Consider the following 15,108-nt stretch of genomic DNA (forward strand, 5'->3'; position numbering starts at 1 on the left):
GTTCCCGCGTTCCCGTGCGTTCCCGCCTGTTCCGGGAACGCGCAAACCCTTGTGCAGCAAGGCCCCGTGGCACATTTTTTCACGCGTTCCGGGGGGGTATCGCGTGCACATCCAAAAAAAACCTTTTTTAAAAATTGTCACCTTTGAAAAAATCCTCCACGCGTGGATGTACGGGAACATATATTTTTTTTACCATTCCAAGGCTCTAGCCTGTGGCTTTGCGCGTTCCGGGAACGCGCCGGAACAGCCTTGGCGAAAAAGCCCACCAGCCGCTCTAGCCCGTGGCTTCCAGCGTTCCCGACCGTTCCGGAACGCCCTATCGCCCTATTCAGACAGCCGCACCGCTGGAATGCCCTGATCTGCGGCCCTGTGTTCGATGGCCGTGGTGTCCGTGAGGTAGATCAAGGCTTCGACAAAGGTCTTGCTGTTCAACATCTTGGCGCGCCTTAGAAGCACCGAACGCGGCACCCAACCGGCCTTGAGGGCGTCATCTTCCGCAGTCCGCAGGGGCGTGAACTGGCCTTCCTTGAGAAAGCCCACCAGCATGGCGGCGTTGGCCTGTGTCTCACCGCAGTGCATGTAGTCCCCGACGAAGGCCAGAATCGTCGCATCGGAGGCCCGCACGAAGGCAGCCGCCCATGCCACGTGTTCCATCGTGATGACGGGGTAAACGTGGTTGTCGTAAACCGCCAACACTCCCGCGATCCGTTCAGCCTTCTCGTAGCTGCGCACATGCAGGGCCTTGGCGAAAGGCGAGCAGGTGGACAGGCCACGTTGATGGAACTCTTCCAGCAGGGCATCGAGGGCCTGATCGGCCTCGTCGCTGATCGTGATCAAGGTTTCTTTTTTATCGGCGGCAAAGTCCCCCGCCACCGTCTCCATCCTGAGCATGGCGGTCTTGGCCACGTCGGGCATGTGGATCGGCTTCAGCGAGCGCCGGGGTTTAGGGTCGCTCCTGCTTTGCACGAACAAGTCCCGACCCAGCAGTCCATCCGCGATGTTATCCAGTTTGAGGGCTTCCCCCAGCTTTTCCGGGGTGGCGAAGCCAAGCAAGGACACCGCTGGATGCTGGATGAGGCGCCCCTTCGCCCCGACTTTGGTGCGGGTCGGGTAGCTGCCGCTGGATGCCGAGAACAGCGACAGCAGGATCCCGGCCAGTTCAACCATCCACGGCTGTGCCCCTTTCCCGGTCATGTTGCAGAAGAAATGCGCGACCTCATCGATTGCAATCAGCAGACCCCGGTAGTCTTCGAGGAGTTCTTCCAGTCCCTGCCCTGACGCCATTCGCCCTTTGACTTCCGCACCGGCCTGCCCAGCCAGTGCCATGGCGGCCCTGAGTGGAATGTCCTTGCCCGCGCCGGTCACGGCAATGCCACAACCATAAAGGTTACAGCGCGCACCGTTGGGCAGGGCGAAGTAGCCCCCACAGCCAGAGGCCATGGCAATGAGGGTCGCCAGTGTAGTCAGTTCGACCTGTGGCTTGTGGGCGCCCTCTAGCACCGCATTGACGGCACCTTCCATCACACCCCGGAAGGGCATCGGGAATCGGATAGCGGGTGCTGGCTTCTTGCTGGATTTCACCGGGGTGTCGAAGCAGCCCTGATCATCGCGCGGGCCAGTCCAACTCTCGGCGTAGGCTTTCTTGACTTCCCGTTCTGCGAATTTCATCGCCTCTTCTTCGTTACGCCTTTTGCTGGTGCAGTAAGCCCATAAGCCCGGCGTATGCAGGACCGTGGTCAACACATCGGCCAATGCTGCCCCACCGTCAATCAACTTATTCAGCAGACCGTACATGACCTCGGAACGCTGGCCTTCCGGCAAGGTGCCCTCGACCAAAGCCTGCTGATCGGTTGACAGGCCGATCAGGGGGAGTGGACTGCCATTGGTGGCTATGGGGGTCGGCATGATCGTCTTGGCCGTGGCCTTGACCTTGGCCGTAGGCTTTGCCGTATCGACTTGTGACAGGAAGGCGAAGGCGTCCGGGCCGTAGGTCTTGTCGTTCTGTTCCAACAGGGCCGCAGGCACAACTACGCGGCCTTTCTTCAGTTTGCTTGCAGTAGGCAGGTTGAGGGTGCCGGGTAGCCGCATGATGCGGCAGATGTCGTGGCAGTGGTCGCTGCCCAAGGCCAGCTCCAGCCGCTTGTTGATCGACTCCAGCTCGTCGGTGTTGCTGCCATCGTGTAGGATCGGCTCCTTCAGCCGGTAGAAGATCCCCAGACCATTGCCACTATCGACCACTTCGCTGGGCACGGGCAGACCCCCGTCTGCGATCAACTGCCGCGCCGTCAGCTTCCATGCCGCGTGTGCCTCTGGCGTCAACGCCTCCTTCGGCGGATCGTGATCGATGTGGTGATAACACAACGCGGCAATGTCGGCCTTACTAGCCTTCTTGCCAGGATCACGGATCAACGGGTTCACGGCAAAATACAGGTTCGCCTTGCCGTTGTGCTGCTTGATGAATGGAAGCAGTTCGTCGATCTGGTCGGGATGCACAGCCTTCGCCGTGATGGGCCCGTCCGGCACGATGGCGACCAGTTGCACGTACCAGTCAGGTAGCCAGCCTTGGCGGTGCCCCTTCAGAAAGCCAAGCGGTTGCTCGGCAGGGCCGCCCGTACCTTCCAACTGCGGTTGATCTTGGGTCAGGCAACCCGGCGTACTAGTGGGCTCCCTCTCGGGGATCAGGGCCCGCACTTCACCCAGCCGCCGGTTAAACCCGGCATCGTCCTTGCCCTCAAGGTCGCACAGCTGCTTAAGCCCGAATTCCGTCAAGAGTGCTCGTGCTACGTCTCTGTCCGCGCGGATCAGTCTCTCAAAGCGCCAAACGGTGCGCAGCGAAATCTTCCTCGCACTCGCGGGGGTGCACTCGACCGGCGCTTGCCCGGTGTCGAGTTCGGTACTACGATCAGGTTGTGCGTTTCCCTTGGCCCCCTGCGCCGGTTCATCCCCGGCCTCGGGGTTTTCTTTTGCGTCCATGGTTATGCCCCCTCACTCAGCAGGGCACGCTTGGCTGCCTTGGCGGCAACGGCTTTTGCGGCATTGGCGTCCTGTTCGGTCCTGACGTAGCAGGCAGCGAGAACGGCGCGAATGTCGGCCACCCGCCAGCCGACCGAACGCGGGGCGATTTGCAGGGCTTTAGGGTAGATGCCGTCCTTGATCCCGTTCCACCATGAGGCGCGGGAGATGCCGACAAGGGCAATGACGACGGGCAGGCGGACGATTGCCGAATTAGGCAGGTCGTCGAAGTTCTTGATGGGATCGAAAGCAGTAGCCACGACGGCACTCCTCCTGATTTAAGGGAAAGAATGCCTGTCTCCAGAAACTGCCTGTCACAGCTGACGCCACAGACGTGGATCGGCTTTTAACAAACCCCGGATGGGGAGGATGCCGTACCAATTACTTGAATGAATTTATAGTCCCTTGGATTTTGCTGGTCAAGGGTGGCACTCACGTGCTACAAGCAAACCGCACACGTAGTCGGCCCAGTGGTTCATCAGGCGTCGTCTTTCGGGCAGATAGCGGGCCTTGTTGTAGACGCCTCTTACGCCACCAGCGATGTGAGCCAACTGCGCTTCGATGGCATCGGCATCGAACATCTGCTGATCACCCTCGCGGGCTTCATTCAGGTAGGTCGAAGCAATGTGCCGGAATCCGTGTACCGTTTGTTTACCGCCGTAACCTAAAAACTTCAGCGCATTTAATAGCGAATTACTGGAAATACCTTTTTGCTTTCCGCGCCCTGGCAGAATGAATTTGCTGGTGGGATGCATGGCTTTCAATTCATGCAAAATGTCCACCACTGGCGGACTCAGTGGCACCAATAGCGGCTTGTCTTTTTTCATCCTTTCACTGGGGATTTCCCACAACAGATTTTTAAAATCGAATTCGCTCCATTCGGCCTGGAGCAATTCGTTTGCCCTTGTGAAAACCAATATGACCAATTGCAACGCCAACCGGGTTTCGCGGAACTTGTACGTAGCGATTTTCTTGACCAGTTCGGGAAATTCTTTCTGGCTGACATGCGCCCGGTTTTTCGTTTTGGGGATCTTCAATGCCCCTTCGCGGCCTACGGCCACGTTGTGCACCAGCCTCCCGTTGTTGATGGCGAAGTCGAGAATGGCGCGGATGCTACCCAATAGCCGAAAGGCGAATGCGGTAGCCCCCGTGGCCTGGACCTTTTTGAGTACGGTGATAATGTCCGGCGCCTCGATTGCTGTGACCGGCATCGTGCCCAGGAGGGGGAAGGCATGGGTCTCCAAGGCGCTCCAGACGTTGCGGGCATACTTGGTGGACCATAGGTGTGCCCGGCTCTCGTACCATTCCTTGGCGAAGGCTGAGAAGGTATCAGCCTTGGCCTGCCTGTCATCGCGGACCTGCTGTTGCTTCACCAAGGACGGGTCCTTGCCCGCCTTCAATGTCTCGCGCATGCCATCGGCTTTCTTGCGGGCTTGGGCAAGGCTGGTGGCCGGATAGGCACCGAGGCCCAACAGCTTTTCCTTGCCGTCGATGTAGTACCTGAACCGCCAGTACTTGGCGCCGGTAGCAAAGACCCACAGGTATACGCCATCGCCGTCGCTGAGCTTGAGGATCTTCTGCCCGTCAGGGCAGGTAGCGTTCCGGCATTTCACATCAGTCAGCTTCGTGGTCATGGCGGCAGCCCTTTCTGTGGTATCTGCCTCAATTAATACCACGGTCGCCTGTGAGATACCACTAGATTCAACTGGATTACCCTAGACACTAAAAAGGGCTGTAACCCAGCAGCGGCAAGGGTTGCAGCCGTCTAGCTCAAGCGTTCATGGGCTACTTCGACTGTCGTTAATGCAGCCAACTTCAATGGCCAAAAGCCAACGATTGATCCGGCCGACACGGCCATGTTGCTGATCGACCATCAAAGTGGCTTGTTCCAGATCGTGAAGGATATTGAGGTCCCGCAACTTCGAGCGAATGCAATTGCCCTGGCCAAGGCCGCCAGGCTGTTGAACATCCCTGTCATTACCACCGCCTCCGTACCGCAGGGCCCGAATGGCCCGTTGATTCCCGAGATCCAGGAAGCCGCGCCGCATGCGCAGTACGTTGCCCGTCGCGGTGAAATCAATGCCTGGGACAACCCCGAATTTGTCGCGGCCGTAGAAGCCACCGGCAAGAAAACCCTGGTGATCGCCGGCACCTTGACCAGCGTCTGCCTGGCATTCCCCTCCATCAGTGCAGTGCACGCCGGCTACAAGGTGTTCGCCGTGGTCGATGCCAGCGGCAACCATTCGAAACTGGCCACTGAGCTGACCATTGCGCGCCTGGCGCAGGCTGGCGCGGTGCCGATCGACATCATGGCGACCCTCTCGGAACTGCAAGGTTCGTGGAACCGGCCAGATGCGCAGGAGTGGGCTAAGGTCTATACCCAGGCCATGCCTCACTACCAGTTGCTCATCGAAAGTTACATCAAGGCTCAGGAGGTCGCGAACAACCACGAAGAGCTTGATTCGCAACGTAAATAAGCGCTGTCCAACCGGGTGAAACCGATCCGTTTCGATGGGCGCCAGACGGTTCCCATGACCTAAAGGAGAATGAAAATGTCCACAGCCTACAAACGTCTCGACAAGGATCAAGCGGCCGTATTGTTGGTCGATCACCAGACCGGCCTGCTGTCGCTGGTTCGCGATATCGAGCCGGACAAGTTCAAGAACAACGTGTTGGCATTGGCCGACCTTGCCAAGTACTTCAAGCTGCCGACCATTCTGACCACCAGTTTCGAGAACGGCCCGAACGGTCCGCTGGTACCGGAGTTGAAGGCACAGTTCCCTGATGCGCCGTACATCGCCCGGCCGGGCCAGATCAATGCCTGGGATAACGAAGATTTCGTCAAGGCGATCAAGGCGACCGGCAAGAAACAATTGATCATCGCGGGCGTCGTCACCGAGGTGTGCGTGGCGTTCCCGGCGCTGTCGGCGATCGAGGCGGGCTACGACGTATTCGTGGTGACCGACGCCTCGGGCACCTTCAATGAAATCACCCGGCATTCGGCCTGGAACCGCATGTCCGAAGCCGGTGCACAGCTGATGACCTGGTTCGGCCTGGCCTGCGAACTGCATCGCGACTGGCGCAACGATGTGGAAGGGTTGGGCACGCTGTTCTCCAACCACATTCCGGATTACCGCAACCTGATCACCAGCTACAGCACACTGACCGCAGGCAAGTAAAACGCTCGTCAGGGGCTGGTCGGTTGATCAGCCTTTGACGCAAAGGAGTGAGTTCATGAGTGGGTCCATTGTTCGAGCGGTACAGGACGGCATCCCTTATCAAGTGGAGCTGAGCGATGGCGTGCATCAATGGCTGGCAGACGAAAGTGCTCAATTGGGCGGCAAGGATTCGGGCCCCAATCCTCATCAACTGTTGTTGTCGGCGCTCGGCGCCTGCACTGCCATCACCTTGGCCATGTATGCCCAGCGCAAGGAAATCCCGCTCAAGGGCATCGATGTACAATTGAGTATCCTCAAGGAAGAAGGGCGACCTGAAGTCCATACCGAGATATCGCGCTCGATTACCTTGAACGGGGACCTCGACGACAAGCAGCGCCAGCGTTTGCTGGAGGTCGCCAACGTCTGCCCGCTGCACAAGCTGCTGAGCGGGACTATCCGGATCGACAGCCAACTGACCTGAAAGAACAGACCATGAGCAATCAAGAAACCCACTGCCATTTGTCGACCTCTTCGGACTGTCCGATAGAGGAGGGACTGCGTGTCATACAACGGGTGACCGCGCGTACGGCCGAGGTCGGTGGCGGCATTCCCGTCAGCCGGGTGATGCCGTCGCGGCAGCGTCGCAAGATTGGAGCCTGGTGTTTTCTCGATCATGCCGGCCCCGCGGTTTTTCAAAGTCGGGGTGGCCTGCGTGTGGGGCCGCACCCGCATATCGGCTTGCAGACCTTCACCTGGATGATCGAAGGCCAGGTGCTGCACCGTGACAGCCTGGGCAACGTCCAGGTGATCCGGCCAGGGCAGGTCAATCTCATGACCGCCGGGCGGGGCATCACCCATACCGAAGAATCCCTGCTCGACGAACATCATTTGCACGCGGCGCAGTTGTGGATTGCCTTGCCCGAATCGGACAAGCATTGCACGCCGGCCTTCGATCATTATCCCGACCTGCCGGTATGGTCCCAGGACGGGCTGCAGATCACGCTGCTGGCCGGCAGCTTTGCCGGAAGAACGGCACCGACCCGGCTCTTTTCAGCGCTGGTGGGACTCGACCTGGCCAGCCAGGGCGCCGTCGATACCGGGCTCATTCTCGATCCGGCCTTCGAATACGGCGTGCTGATACTCGAAGGTGCCGTGGAGGTGAACGGGCAAACCTTTACCAGCGACGAACTGGCCTACCTGGGCCGCGGCCTGCACGATGTCCAGCTGCAAACATCCGGGGCTTGCCGGGCGCTGCTGCTGCTGGGCGGCGAGCCTTTTGCCGAGGAAATCCTGATGTGGTGGAACTTCGTCGGCCATGACAAGCGGGAAATGGCTGAGGCGCTGCAGGACTGGAACAACCGCAACCTCGACCGTTTTGGCGATGTGGCCGGTTACGACGGGCCTCGACTGGTCGCTCCGGAACTGCCCTGGAGACAGGTGTAAGTCGTCGATTTTTTGCTGCTCATTGCCGCAGCGGCGGCGTCGATCAAAGGGTTGCAGTCTGATCGGGTGTGGCGATGCCTTTCATGAAAATGGCGATGGCCTCTTCGATCAGGCGGTCTTGTTCGGCCTGCGAGGGGATATCCAGCAGCCCCAGCAGGCAGCGCAACTGAAGATCGCCTGTCAATCCGTCGAGGAAAAACACTGCGCGGGTGTGAGCGTCGCCAGGCGTGATCAAGCCCGCGCCGTCGGCCCAGGTGAAGTACTCGGCCAGGCACCGATAGGCCGTGGCCGGCGCTGCGGCGAAGAACGACCGCGCCGCTTCCGGGGCGCGTGGCGCCTCGGCAACCACCAGTCGATGCAGCGCAAGGGTCCTCGGCGCCAACACCACCCCGATGAACTTATAGGCAATCGTCGACAACGCTTCGCCCAATGGCAATCGTTTCAGGTCCAGGTGGGTGAGGGGGGTGACGTTCTCGGCGCAGAGGTGCTCGATGATCGCAGCAAATAGCCCGTCCTTGTCACCGAAATAGGCATAGATCGTACGCTTGGAGCCACCGATCCTGGCAATGATCCCGTCCACGCTGACGCCGGCATAGCCGTCCTCAAGGAACATTTCGCTCGCCGTGTGGAGAATGGCTTGGCGTTTTTCTACTTGTCTGGGCCGCTGCATGAAGGAGTCGTCTTTCAAAGGTTAGGTACGGTACGGGTGAGTTCTGCTGCGCGCAGAAACCTTCGTAGACTAACGATCAACACTCGCGCTGACCAGTGTCCTTCCAAGTCGCCAACAGAATAAAACCTCCTCGATAAAGCACAAAAACCTCTTGAGCAGGGATTGACAGCGCCTGCCTGGGAGGATTAGTTTTGTCGAAAGGGTACGGTAACGTACCGTACCGTAATGCCTAACCATAAAAACAACAGAGGTAGTACTCATGCGTTTCGTGCGATTCATGGAAAACAGCCACAAGGGCCTGGCTGTGGAAGAGGCTGGCGTGCTCAGAGGGCTGTTGGAGAACGAGCCCGGTTATCCGGGTAGCCTCCACGATTTGCTGACGGCAGGGCCGACAGCGCTAAAGGCGGCGTACCGGCAGCTGCGCGACGCGCGGTTGATCGACCAGGCCGCTATCACCTTGCTCCCTCCGATCGAACGCCCGTCGAAGATCGTCTGCGTAGGCCTCAACTACGCCGATCACACCAAGGAGAGCCCTTACGAGCAGCCCGCTTACCCCACCTTCTTTCCCGGCCTCAACCTTAATCGGTCACGACAGCGCCATCGTGCGTCCGCGTGTCTCCGAGCAGCTCGACTTCGAAGGTGAGTTGGCCGTGATCATCGGCGTGGGAGGACGACACATTGCCAAGGAGCGCGCGCTCGAACATGTCGCCGGATATTCCATATTCAATGAAGCTTCGGTACGGGACTATCAGTTCAAGTCGCCGCAATGGACGATCGGTAAAAACTTCGACGCAACGGGTGCCTTCGGTCCGTCCTTCGTCAGTGCCGACGAACTGCCGCCAGGTGCAGCAGGGCTAGGCCTGGTCACGCGGCTGAACGGCCAGGTGGTCCAGCAGTGCAATACTGCCGACATGATCTTCAGCGTCGCCGACATAATTGCCATCCTCAGCGAGGCGGTGACACTCGAACCCGGCGACGTCATCGTCACCGGAACTCCGGCCGGCATCGGTTGGGCCCGTCGTCCTCCATTGTTCATGAAACCGGGCGACCTCTGCACCGTGGAGATCGAGGGACTTGGTACCTTGAGCAATGCCATCGCCGACGAGACTCATCCGGCCTAAGCCCACGCGACTGCCATTCACTCGAACGCGTCACCGCCATGGCCGTGCGGCGCAACCCCACGCCCTGGTGACCGGCGCCTGAACTGTGTGTTGCCTGACCCACCCCCGGATGCGTGTACCGGGGGTAGGGCAGAGGAGGAACTGCCGTGCTCCAGCTTGAAGACATTAACCATGTCGTGTACTGCCATCCTGACCTGGATGTGATTGAAAGATTTCTGACCGATTTCGGGCTGGTCGTCGCCCAGCGCACCGAGCAACATCTTTATATGCGAGGGGCCGGCTCATTGCCCTATGTGTATGTCGCCGAGCGTGCCGAGCGCGCCAGCTTTGGCGCCATTGCCTTTGCCGTAAAAGGGATGGCCGACCTCGAGCAGGCAAGCCGATTGCCGGGGGCTTCTCGGATCGAAGCGCTTGAGGGGCCAGGAGGTGGGCAGCGAGTTTCGCTGACAGACCCGGCTGGCCGGCGCATCGACCTGGTCCATGGCATCGAACCGGTGCAGCCCTTGTCGATCCGCCCGGGACTGACTCACAACACGGCCATCGAAAAGCGTCGGCTGGGTGTCGCACAACGGCCGCCCAAGGGGCCGGCGCAAGTCTTGCGCATCGGTCATGCAGCGATCGGCGTCCGGGACCTGCATACAAACCTGGAGTGGTACACGCGCACCTTGGGCCTGCTGCCCTCGGACCTGGTCGTGGAAGGAGGCAAGGACAATCCTGTCGCAGCCTTCCTGCGCATCAACCGCGGCAGTGAGTGGACCGATCATCACACCATTGCCTTGTTCACCGCCGATGAAGACCGCATTCACCACGCCTCCTTCGAAGTGCAGGACTTCGATGCCCAATGCCAGGGTCACCACTGGATGGTCGCGCAAGGCTGGTCGCCGTTCTGGGGCGTGGGCAGGCATTTGCTGGGTAGTCAGATCTTCGATTACTGGCTGGATCCGTCCGGCAACATCATCGAGCACTTCACCGATGGCGATCAGTACAACCAGCATTCTCCTCTGGGTTATACCGCCTCCTGCGACTCCAGCCTGTACCAGTGGGGGCCCCAGATGTCGGTGGAGAACTTTCTCGGCGGGGTCTGCGAGATCGAGCGCAACGCCCGGCGCTGACCGGGTTCAACGTTGCAATGGCTCAGTGTTAACGACAGGAGAGATACAATGAACGAACCGGTGAACGATCACTGTCTGGATTTATTGTTTCGCAAGGCCCGTAGCCAGAACGGCTGGCTCGACAAACCCGTGCGCGATGAAACCCTTAAAACGCTGTACGACCTGGTGCGTTGGGGGCCGACCAGTGCCAACAGTTGCCCGGCCAGGATCGTGTTCTTGCGCACGCCCCAGGCCAAGCAACGGTTGCTGCCGGCATTGAGTGCCGGGAATGTGGAAAAGACCCTGAGCGCGCCGGTCACGGCGGTCATCGGCTACGACATGGCCTTCTATGATCAGTTGCCCAAATTGTTTCCCCACCATCCCGGCGTGCGCGAGTGGGTCCTCGAACAGCCTGAATTGATCGAAGCCACTGCGTTGCGCAACAGCTCGATGCAGGGCGCCTACTTCATTCTGGCGGCGCGTGCCCTGGGCCTCGATTGCGGGCCGATGTCTGGGTTTGAACATGCCAGGGTGGATAACGAGTTTTTCCCGCAGCAACGATCGTTGCGAGACTGTTTTGCAGACATGCAGATCAAGTCGAACTTTATCTGCAACCTGGGATATGGCGATCCCAGCAAAGTATTCGCACGAAGTCCGCGCCTGGACTTTGACGAGGCCTGCGTACTTTTATAACCCAGTAATCATGTGACTGACCCCCAGCCGACAGATGAAGGCGGCATGCCGTCGCCTTCGAATCGTACGGGCAAAACAATAACAACAAGGAAAACATCGATGAAAACCATCTCGAAATGGCATGTGCTCGTGGGCGGATTCCTCGCTTATTTGTTCGACGCCATGGAAATAATACTCTTGACCCTTGCACTACCGGTTATTCGCCAGGACTTGGGCTTGAGTTTCAATGAAGCGGGAATGCTGGCCTCGGCAACATTGTTGGGCATTGGCTTCAGCAGTATTACCACCGGTTGGTACTCGGACAATTTCGGCCGGCGTAATGCCTTGCTGATTTCGTTATTGATCTTCGGCGCACTGACGACTCTGGTGGCGGTCGCCCACAGTTGGGCGTTGCTGCTGGTGCTGAGATTTCTCTCGGGCCTGGGACTGGGCGGTGTCTGGGGGATTGTCTCGGCTTATGTAACGGAAACCTGGCCGCCCCATCAGCGGGCACGGGCAATCGGCTTTGTGCTGAGTTCCTTCCCGGTCGGCGCCAGTATCGCGGCATTGGCGGCAGGTGCATTCTTGCCTGATTGGGAAATGCTGTTTCTGGTGGCAGGCGTCTCAACACTGATTCCTGTCGTATATATCCTGCTGTTCGTGCCCGAATCCCAAGAGTGGAAAGCGCAAAAAGCCCTGTCGCGGACAAACTCCGGCGTGGGCAGCAACGTTTCGATCGGAGAAATCTTCGCGCCTGAACTGCGCCGTCTCACCTTGTTGGGCACCCTGGCGGCCAGTTGTGCGGTGATTGGCTTTTGGGGGGCCAGTACCTGGCTGCCGACCTATCTGGTCCAGGAGCGAGGGCTGAACATCGGCATGATGGCCAGCTTTATCGCGATACTGAACGTGGGGGCCTTCATCGGCATCAATGCCTTCGGCCTGATCGCCGACTGGATCGGCAAGAAGAACGCCACGCTGCTGTCGCTCTTGGGCTGCGCCATCATGTTGTCGATCTACTCCGTCACCGAGCAGAATCGAATCCTGTTCTGGCTGGGGCCGGTCTATGCCTTCTTCTACGCCTTCGCCAGTTTGTTCGCGTCCTATTTCAGCGCGCTGTACCCGACTCGGGTTCGTACGCTGGGCGCGGGTTTCTGCTTCAACTTCGGTCGCGGTCTCGCTGCCTTCGCGCCTCTGCTCTTGAGTGGGATTGCCGCCCATTACAGCCTCGCACTCGGGCTATTGGTCTGCGCGGGGTTTTTCGCCCTGGCCACGATCACCATGCTCTTCATGCCGAGTACTGAAGGGACCAGTGTCAGTGCAAAGGCCAGCGAACTTTTGCCTGGCTGACGCGGCGGCTTTTCTGAAATACCTGTGCGTTCGTAATTCCAACTCTTAGTAAATCAAAAATCACAGTCCTTGTGTCGGGTACTTCAAGTACCGGGCCATGGCCTGCCTATGCGGAGCGTTTAATGATGGCTACTCGGTTGCAGCATTTTATCAATGGCGAACTTGTCGACGGTTTGAGTGAGCGGTATTCCGATGTTTACGATCCGGCTACCGGCAGGGTCACGGCCAGGGTTCCCCTGGCCACTGGCACCGAGCTCCACGAGGCAGTATCGGCAGCGCGGGAAGCCTTCCCGGGCTGGTCGGGCATGACACCGCTGCGTCGGGCGCGGGTATTGAGCACGTTCAAGGATTTGCTCGAGCGCAACGCCGCTGAGCTGGCAACATTGATTAGCGCGGAGCATGGCAAAACCCATTCCGATGCGCTGGGAGAAGTTACCCGTGGCATCGAGGTGGTCGAGTTCGCCTGTGGTGGGCCGCACCTGCTCAAAGGTGAAGTGAGCGAGAATATCGGCAGCAGCATCGACTCCCACTCACTGCGCCAGCCATTGGGGGTGGTGGCTGGCATAACGCCGTTCAATTTCCCGGCGATGGTCGCACTGTGGATGTTTCCGGTGGCGTTGGTCTGTGGCAACACCTTCGTTCTCAAACCCTCTGAACGCGATCCCTCGGCGGCAATTTTCCTGGCCAAACTGCTGCAGCAGGCAGGCCTGCCCGCAGGTGTATTCAACGTGGTCCACGGCGACAAGGAGGCCGTCGATGCCATAGTGGAACATCCGGACATCCAGGCGGTCAGCTTCGTTGGCTCTACTCCCATTGCCCGTTCCATCTATGCCAAGGGTGCCGCCAACGGCAAGCGGGTCCAGGCCCTGGGCGGCGCCAAGAATCATATGGTGATCATGCCGGATGCGGATCTGGACAAGGCCGCCGATGCATTGATGGGGGCGGCTTACGGCGCAGCCGGAGAACGCTGCATGGCCATTTCGATTGCCGTGGCGGTGGGCGATGCCGTCGCCGATGCGTTGGTCTCGCGACTGGCGCCACGGGTGAGTGCACTTAAGATCGGCCCGGGCGATGACCCTGAGGCACAAATGGGGCCACTGGTCAGTCGTGCCCATCGTGACAATGTCAAAGGGTACGTCGACCTCGGCGTGGCAGAGGGCGCTCGGTTGGTGGTGGATGGGCGCACGTTCCAGATGCAGCAGCCCGGTTATGAGCAGGGCTTCTATCTCGGCGCCAGCCTGTTCGACCATGTCACGCCTGACATGCGCATCTACCAGGACGAGATCTTCGGGCCCGTGCTGGGTGTGGTGCGGGTCCAGAGCTACAAGGAAGCGGTGGTGCTGATCAACGCGCATCAATATGGCAACGGCACCGCCATCTTCACCCGCGATGGCGACTCGGCGCGAATGTTCGCTCACGAAATACAAGTGGGCATGGTCGGCATCAACGTGCCCATCCCGGTACCCATGGCGTTCCACAGCTTCGGCGGCTGGAAGAACTCACTGTTCGGCGATCACCACATGCACGGGCCCGAAGGGGTGCGTTTCTACACTCGGCTCAAAACCGTCACCTCTCGCTGGCTGAGCGGCATCGGCAGCGGAGCCGACTTCGTAATGCCGACGATGAAGTAAAGAGCTGTCGACACAACTGCTTCCTGCTCAAAACAACAACAAAAAAAGTTCGATGCCGCCCGCCTCGCAGAAGCCGGGCGCTCGAACCCTAGGAGCCTTACCCATGACCTCCCCGAAAAACTGCGCACGTGCGGTTCTGGCTGCGCTCGGCCTGATGTTTCTGGCACAGTGTGCACACGCGCTGACCTGGAGCGACACCTTCATCGGCTATCGCTATGGCACGGATTTCACCGAGCCAGGCGTTGACGAAAAAATCCAGAAAAACGTCGTGCAGATCAGCCATGCCAGCGGTTATGCCCTTGGGCAGAACTTCTTCAATCTGGATATTCTCAAGTCCGACCATCACGATCCAAGGAAGGACAGTAGCTCCGGTGCCGTCGAGGGTTACCTGGTCTATCGCCACCAACTCTACCTGAGCAAGGTGTTCGACCGCTCCTTCGCCTTCGGGCCGGTGAAAGAGGTCGCCATGAGCGGCGGTATCGAACTCAACTACAAGAACACTGCGTTCGCTACCCGCAAGAAGTTGCTGGTCTTCGGCCCGACCTTGAAGTTCGACGTACCCGGTTTCCTCGATTTCAGCCTGCTGTACGCCTATGAATGGAACCATTGCGGGCTGCAGAACTGTACCGAGAACCTTGCGTTCGACCCTTACTATGTCGTGCATGCCGCCTGGGGTATTCCGTTTCAGCTGGGCCAGGTCCCCTTGCGGTTCCAGGGGTTCGCCAATTACCGGACGGCCAAGGGCGAGGACTACTTCAAGGTCAAGACGACAGAGGAAACTCAGGTTCGTACGGCCTTGATGGTGGATGTCGGGGAGCTGGCCCTTAACAGGAAGAACAAAGTGCTGGTCGGTTTGGGTTATGAGTACTGGCGCCATAAATATGGAGCCCATGGCAAGCCTGGGGCCACAACCTCGGCACCGATGGTGCAGTTGGAGTGGCACTTCTGAGTTGAGCAAGATGC

General features: G+C 59.2%; 15 protein-coding genes. 11 read left to right on the forward strand and 4 right to left on the reverse strand.

The features are described from left to right. Positions 1–324 precede the first annotated feature (324 nt). From NVV94_RS12170 to NVV94_RS12180, 3 genes are all read right to left on the reverse strand, one after another. Complete coding sequence (locus NVV94_RS12170; protein ID WP_258447373.1) at positions 325–2,973, reverse strand: YfjI family protein; 2,649 nt, start codon at positions 2,971–2,973, stop codon at positions 325–327. A 2-nt stretch (positions 2,974–2,975) separates the two neighbouring features. Then, positions 2,976–3,272, reverse strand: coding sequence for an AlpA family transcriptional regulator (locus NVV94_RS12175; protein ID WP_258447374.1), 297 nt, complete (start codon positions 3,270–3,272; stop codon positions 2,976–2,978). 159 nt (positions 3,273–3,431) lie between these two features. Continuing rightward, the gene (locus NVV94_RS12180; RefSeq protein WP_258447375.1) at positions 3,432–4,646 is read right to left on the reverse strand and encodes an integrase arm-type DNA-binding domain-containing protein; all 1,215 of its coding nucleotides are present in this window, start codon (positions 4,644–4,646) and stop codon (positions 3,432–3,434) included. Between the two features lie 222 nt (positions 4,647–4,868). On the opposite strand from NVV94_RS12180, the gene NVV94_RS12185 reads away from it, so the two are divergent. From NVV94_RS12185 to NVV94_RS12200, 4 genes are all read left to right on the forward strand, one after another. Further along, positions 4,869–5,489, forward strand: coding sequence for an isochorismatase family protein (locus NVV94_RS12185; RefSeq protein WP_258447376.1), 621 nt, complete (start codon positions 4,869–4,871; stop codon positions 5,487–5,489). A 75-nt stretch (positions 5,490–5,564) separates the two neighbouring features. Then, entirely contained in the window at positions 5,565–6,191 is a 627-nt protein-coding gene (ycaC, locus tag NVV94_RS12190) for an isochorismate family cysteine hydrolase YcaC (RefSeq protein WP_258447377.1), read from the forward strand. Between the two features lie 55 nt (positions 6,192–6,246). Then, the gene (locus NVV94_RS12195) at positions 6,247–6,651 is read left to right on the forward strand and encodes an OsmC family protein (protein WP_258447378.1); all 405 of its coding nucleotides are present in this window, start codon (positions 6,247–6,249) and stop codon (positions 6,649–6,651) included. 11 nt (positions 6,652–6,662) lie between these two features. Next, the gene (locus NVV94_RS12200; protein WP_258447379.1) at positions 6,663–7,613 is read left to right on the forward strand and encodes a pirin family protein; all 951 of its coding nucleotides are present in this window, start codon (positions 6,663–6,665) and stop codon (positions 7,611–7,613) included. 43 nt (positions 7,614–7,656) lie between these two features. On the opposite strand, the gene NVV94_RS12205 is transcribed toward NVV94_RS12200, so the two are convergent. After that, a complete protein-coding gene (locus tag NVV94_RS12205; protein ID WP_258447380.1) occupies positions 7,657–8,226 on the reverse strand; it encodes a TetR/AcrR family transcriptional regulator in 570 nt (189 codons plus the stop codon). A gap of 316 nt (positions 8,227–8,542) precedes the next feature. On the opposite strand from NVV94_RS12205, the gene NVV94_RS12210 reads away from it, so the two are divergent. The 7 genes from NVV94_RS12210 (at position 8,543) to NVV94_RS12240 (ending at position 15,094) form a co-directional block, all read left to right on the forward strand. After that, positions 8,543–8,926, forward strand: a complete 384-nt coding sequence (locus NVV94_RS12210; protein WP_258447381.1) for a hypothetical protein — start codon at positions 8,543–8,545, stop codon at positions 8,924–8,926. Further along, entirely contained in the window at positions 8,886–9,404 is a 519-nt protein-coding gene (locus tag NVV94_RS12215) for a fumarylacetoacetate hydrolase family protein (RefSeq protein WP_258447382.1), read from the forward strand. The genes NVV94_RS12210 and NVV94_RS12215 overlap by 41 nt, the downstream gene beginning before the upstream one ends. A gap of 146 nt (positions 9,405–9,550) precedes the next feature. Continuing rightward, the gene (locus NVV94_RS12220; protein WP_258447383.1) at positions 9,551–10,516 is read left to right on the forward strand and encodes a 2,4,5-trihydroxytoluene oxygenase; all 966 of its coding nucleotides are present in this window, start codon (positions 9,551–9,553) and stop codon (positions 10,514–10,516) included. 48 nt (positions 10,517–10,564) lie between these two features. Continuing rightward, the gene (locus NVV94_RS12225) at positions 10,565–11,188 is read left to right on the forward strand and encodes a malonic semialdehyde reductase (RefSeq protein ID WP_258447384.1); all 624 of its coding nucleotides are present in this window, start codon (positions 10,565–10,567) and stop codon (positions 11,186–11,188) included. A gap of 99 nt (positions 11,189–11,287) precedes the next feature. Next, positions 11,288–12,514: an MFS transporter gene (locus tag NVV94_RS12230; protein ID WP_258447385.1), complete on the forward strand. Its 1,227-nt coding sequence runs from the start codon at positions 11,288–11,290 to the stop codon at positions 12,512–12,514. Positions 12,515–12,639: 125 nt separating this feature from the next. Continuing rightward, positions 12,640–14,145: a CoA-acylating methylmalonate-semialdehyde dehydrogenase gene (locus NVV94_RS12235; protein ID WP_258447680.1), complete on the forward strand. Its 1,506-nt coding sequence runs from the start codon at positions 12,640–12,642 to the stop codon at positions 14,143–14,145. 103 nt (positions 14,146–14,248) lie between these two features. After that, on the forward strand, positions 14,249–15,094 hold the full coding sequence (locus NVV94_RS12240) for a hypothetical protein (RefSeq protein WP_258447386.1): 846 nt from the start codon (positions 14,249–14,251) through the stop codon (positions 15,092–15,094). Positions 15,095–15,108: the final 14 nt, after the last annotated feature.

The organism is Pseudomonas sp. LS1212 (genome assembly GCF_024741815.1).
Classification (GTDB): domain Bacteria; phylum Pseudomonadota; class Gammaproteobacteria; order Pseudomonadales; family Pseudomonadaceae; genus Aquipseudomonas.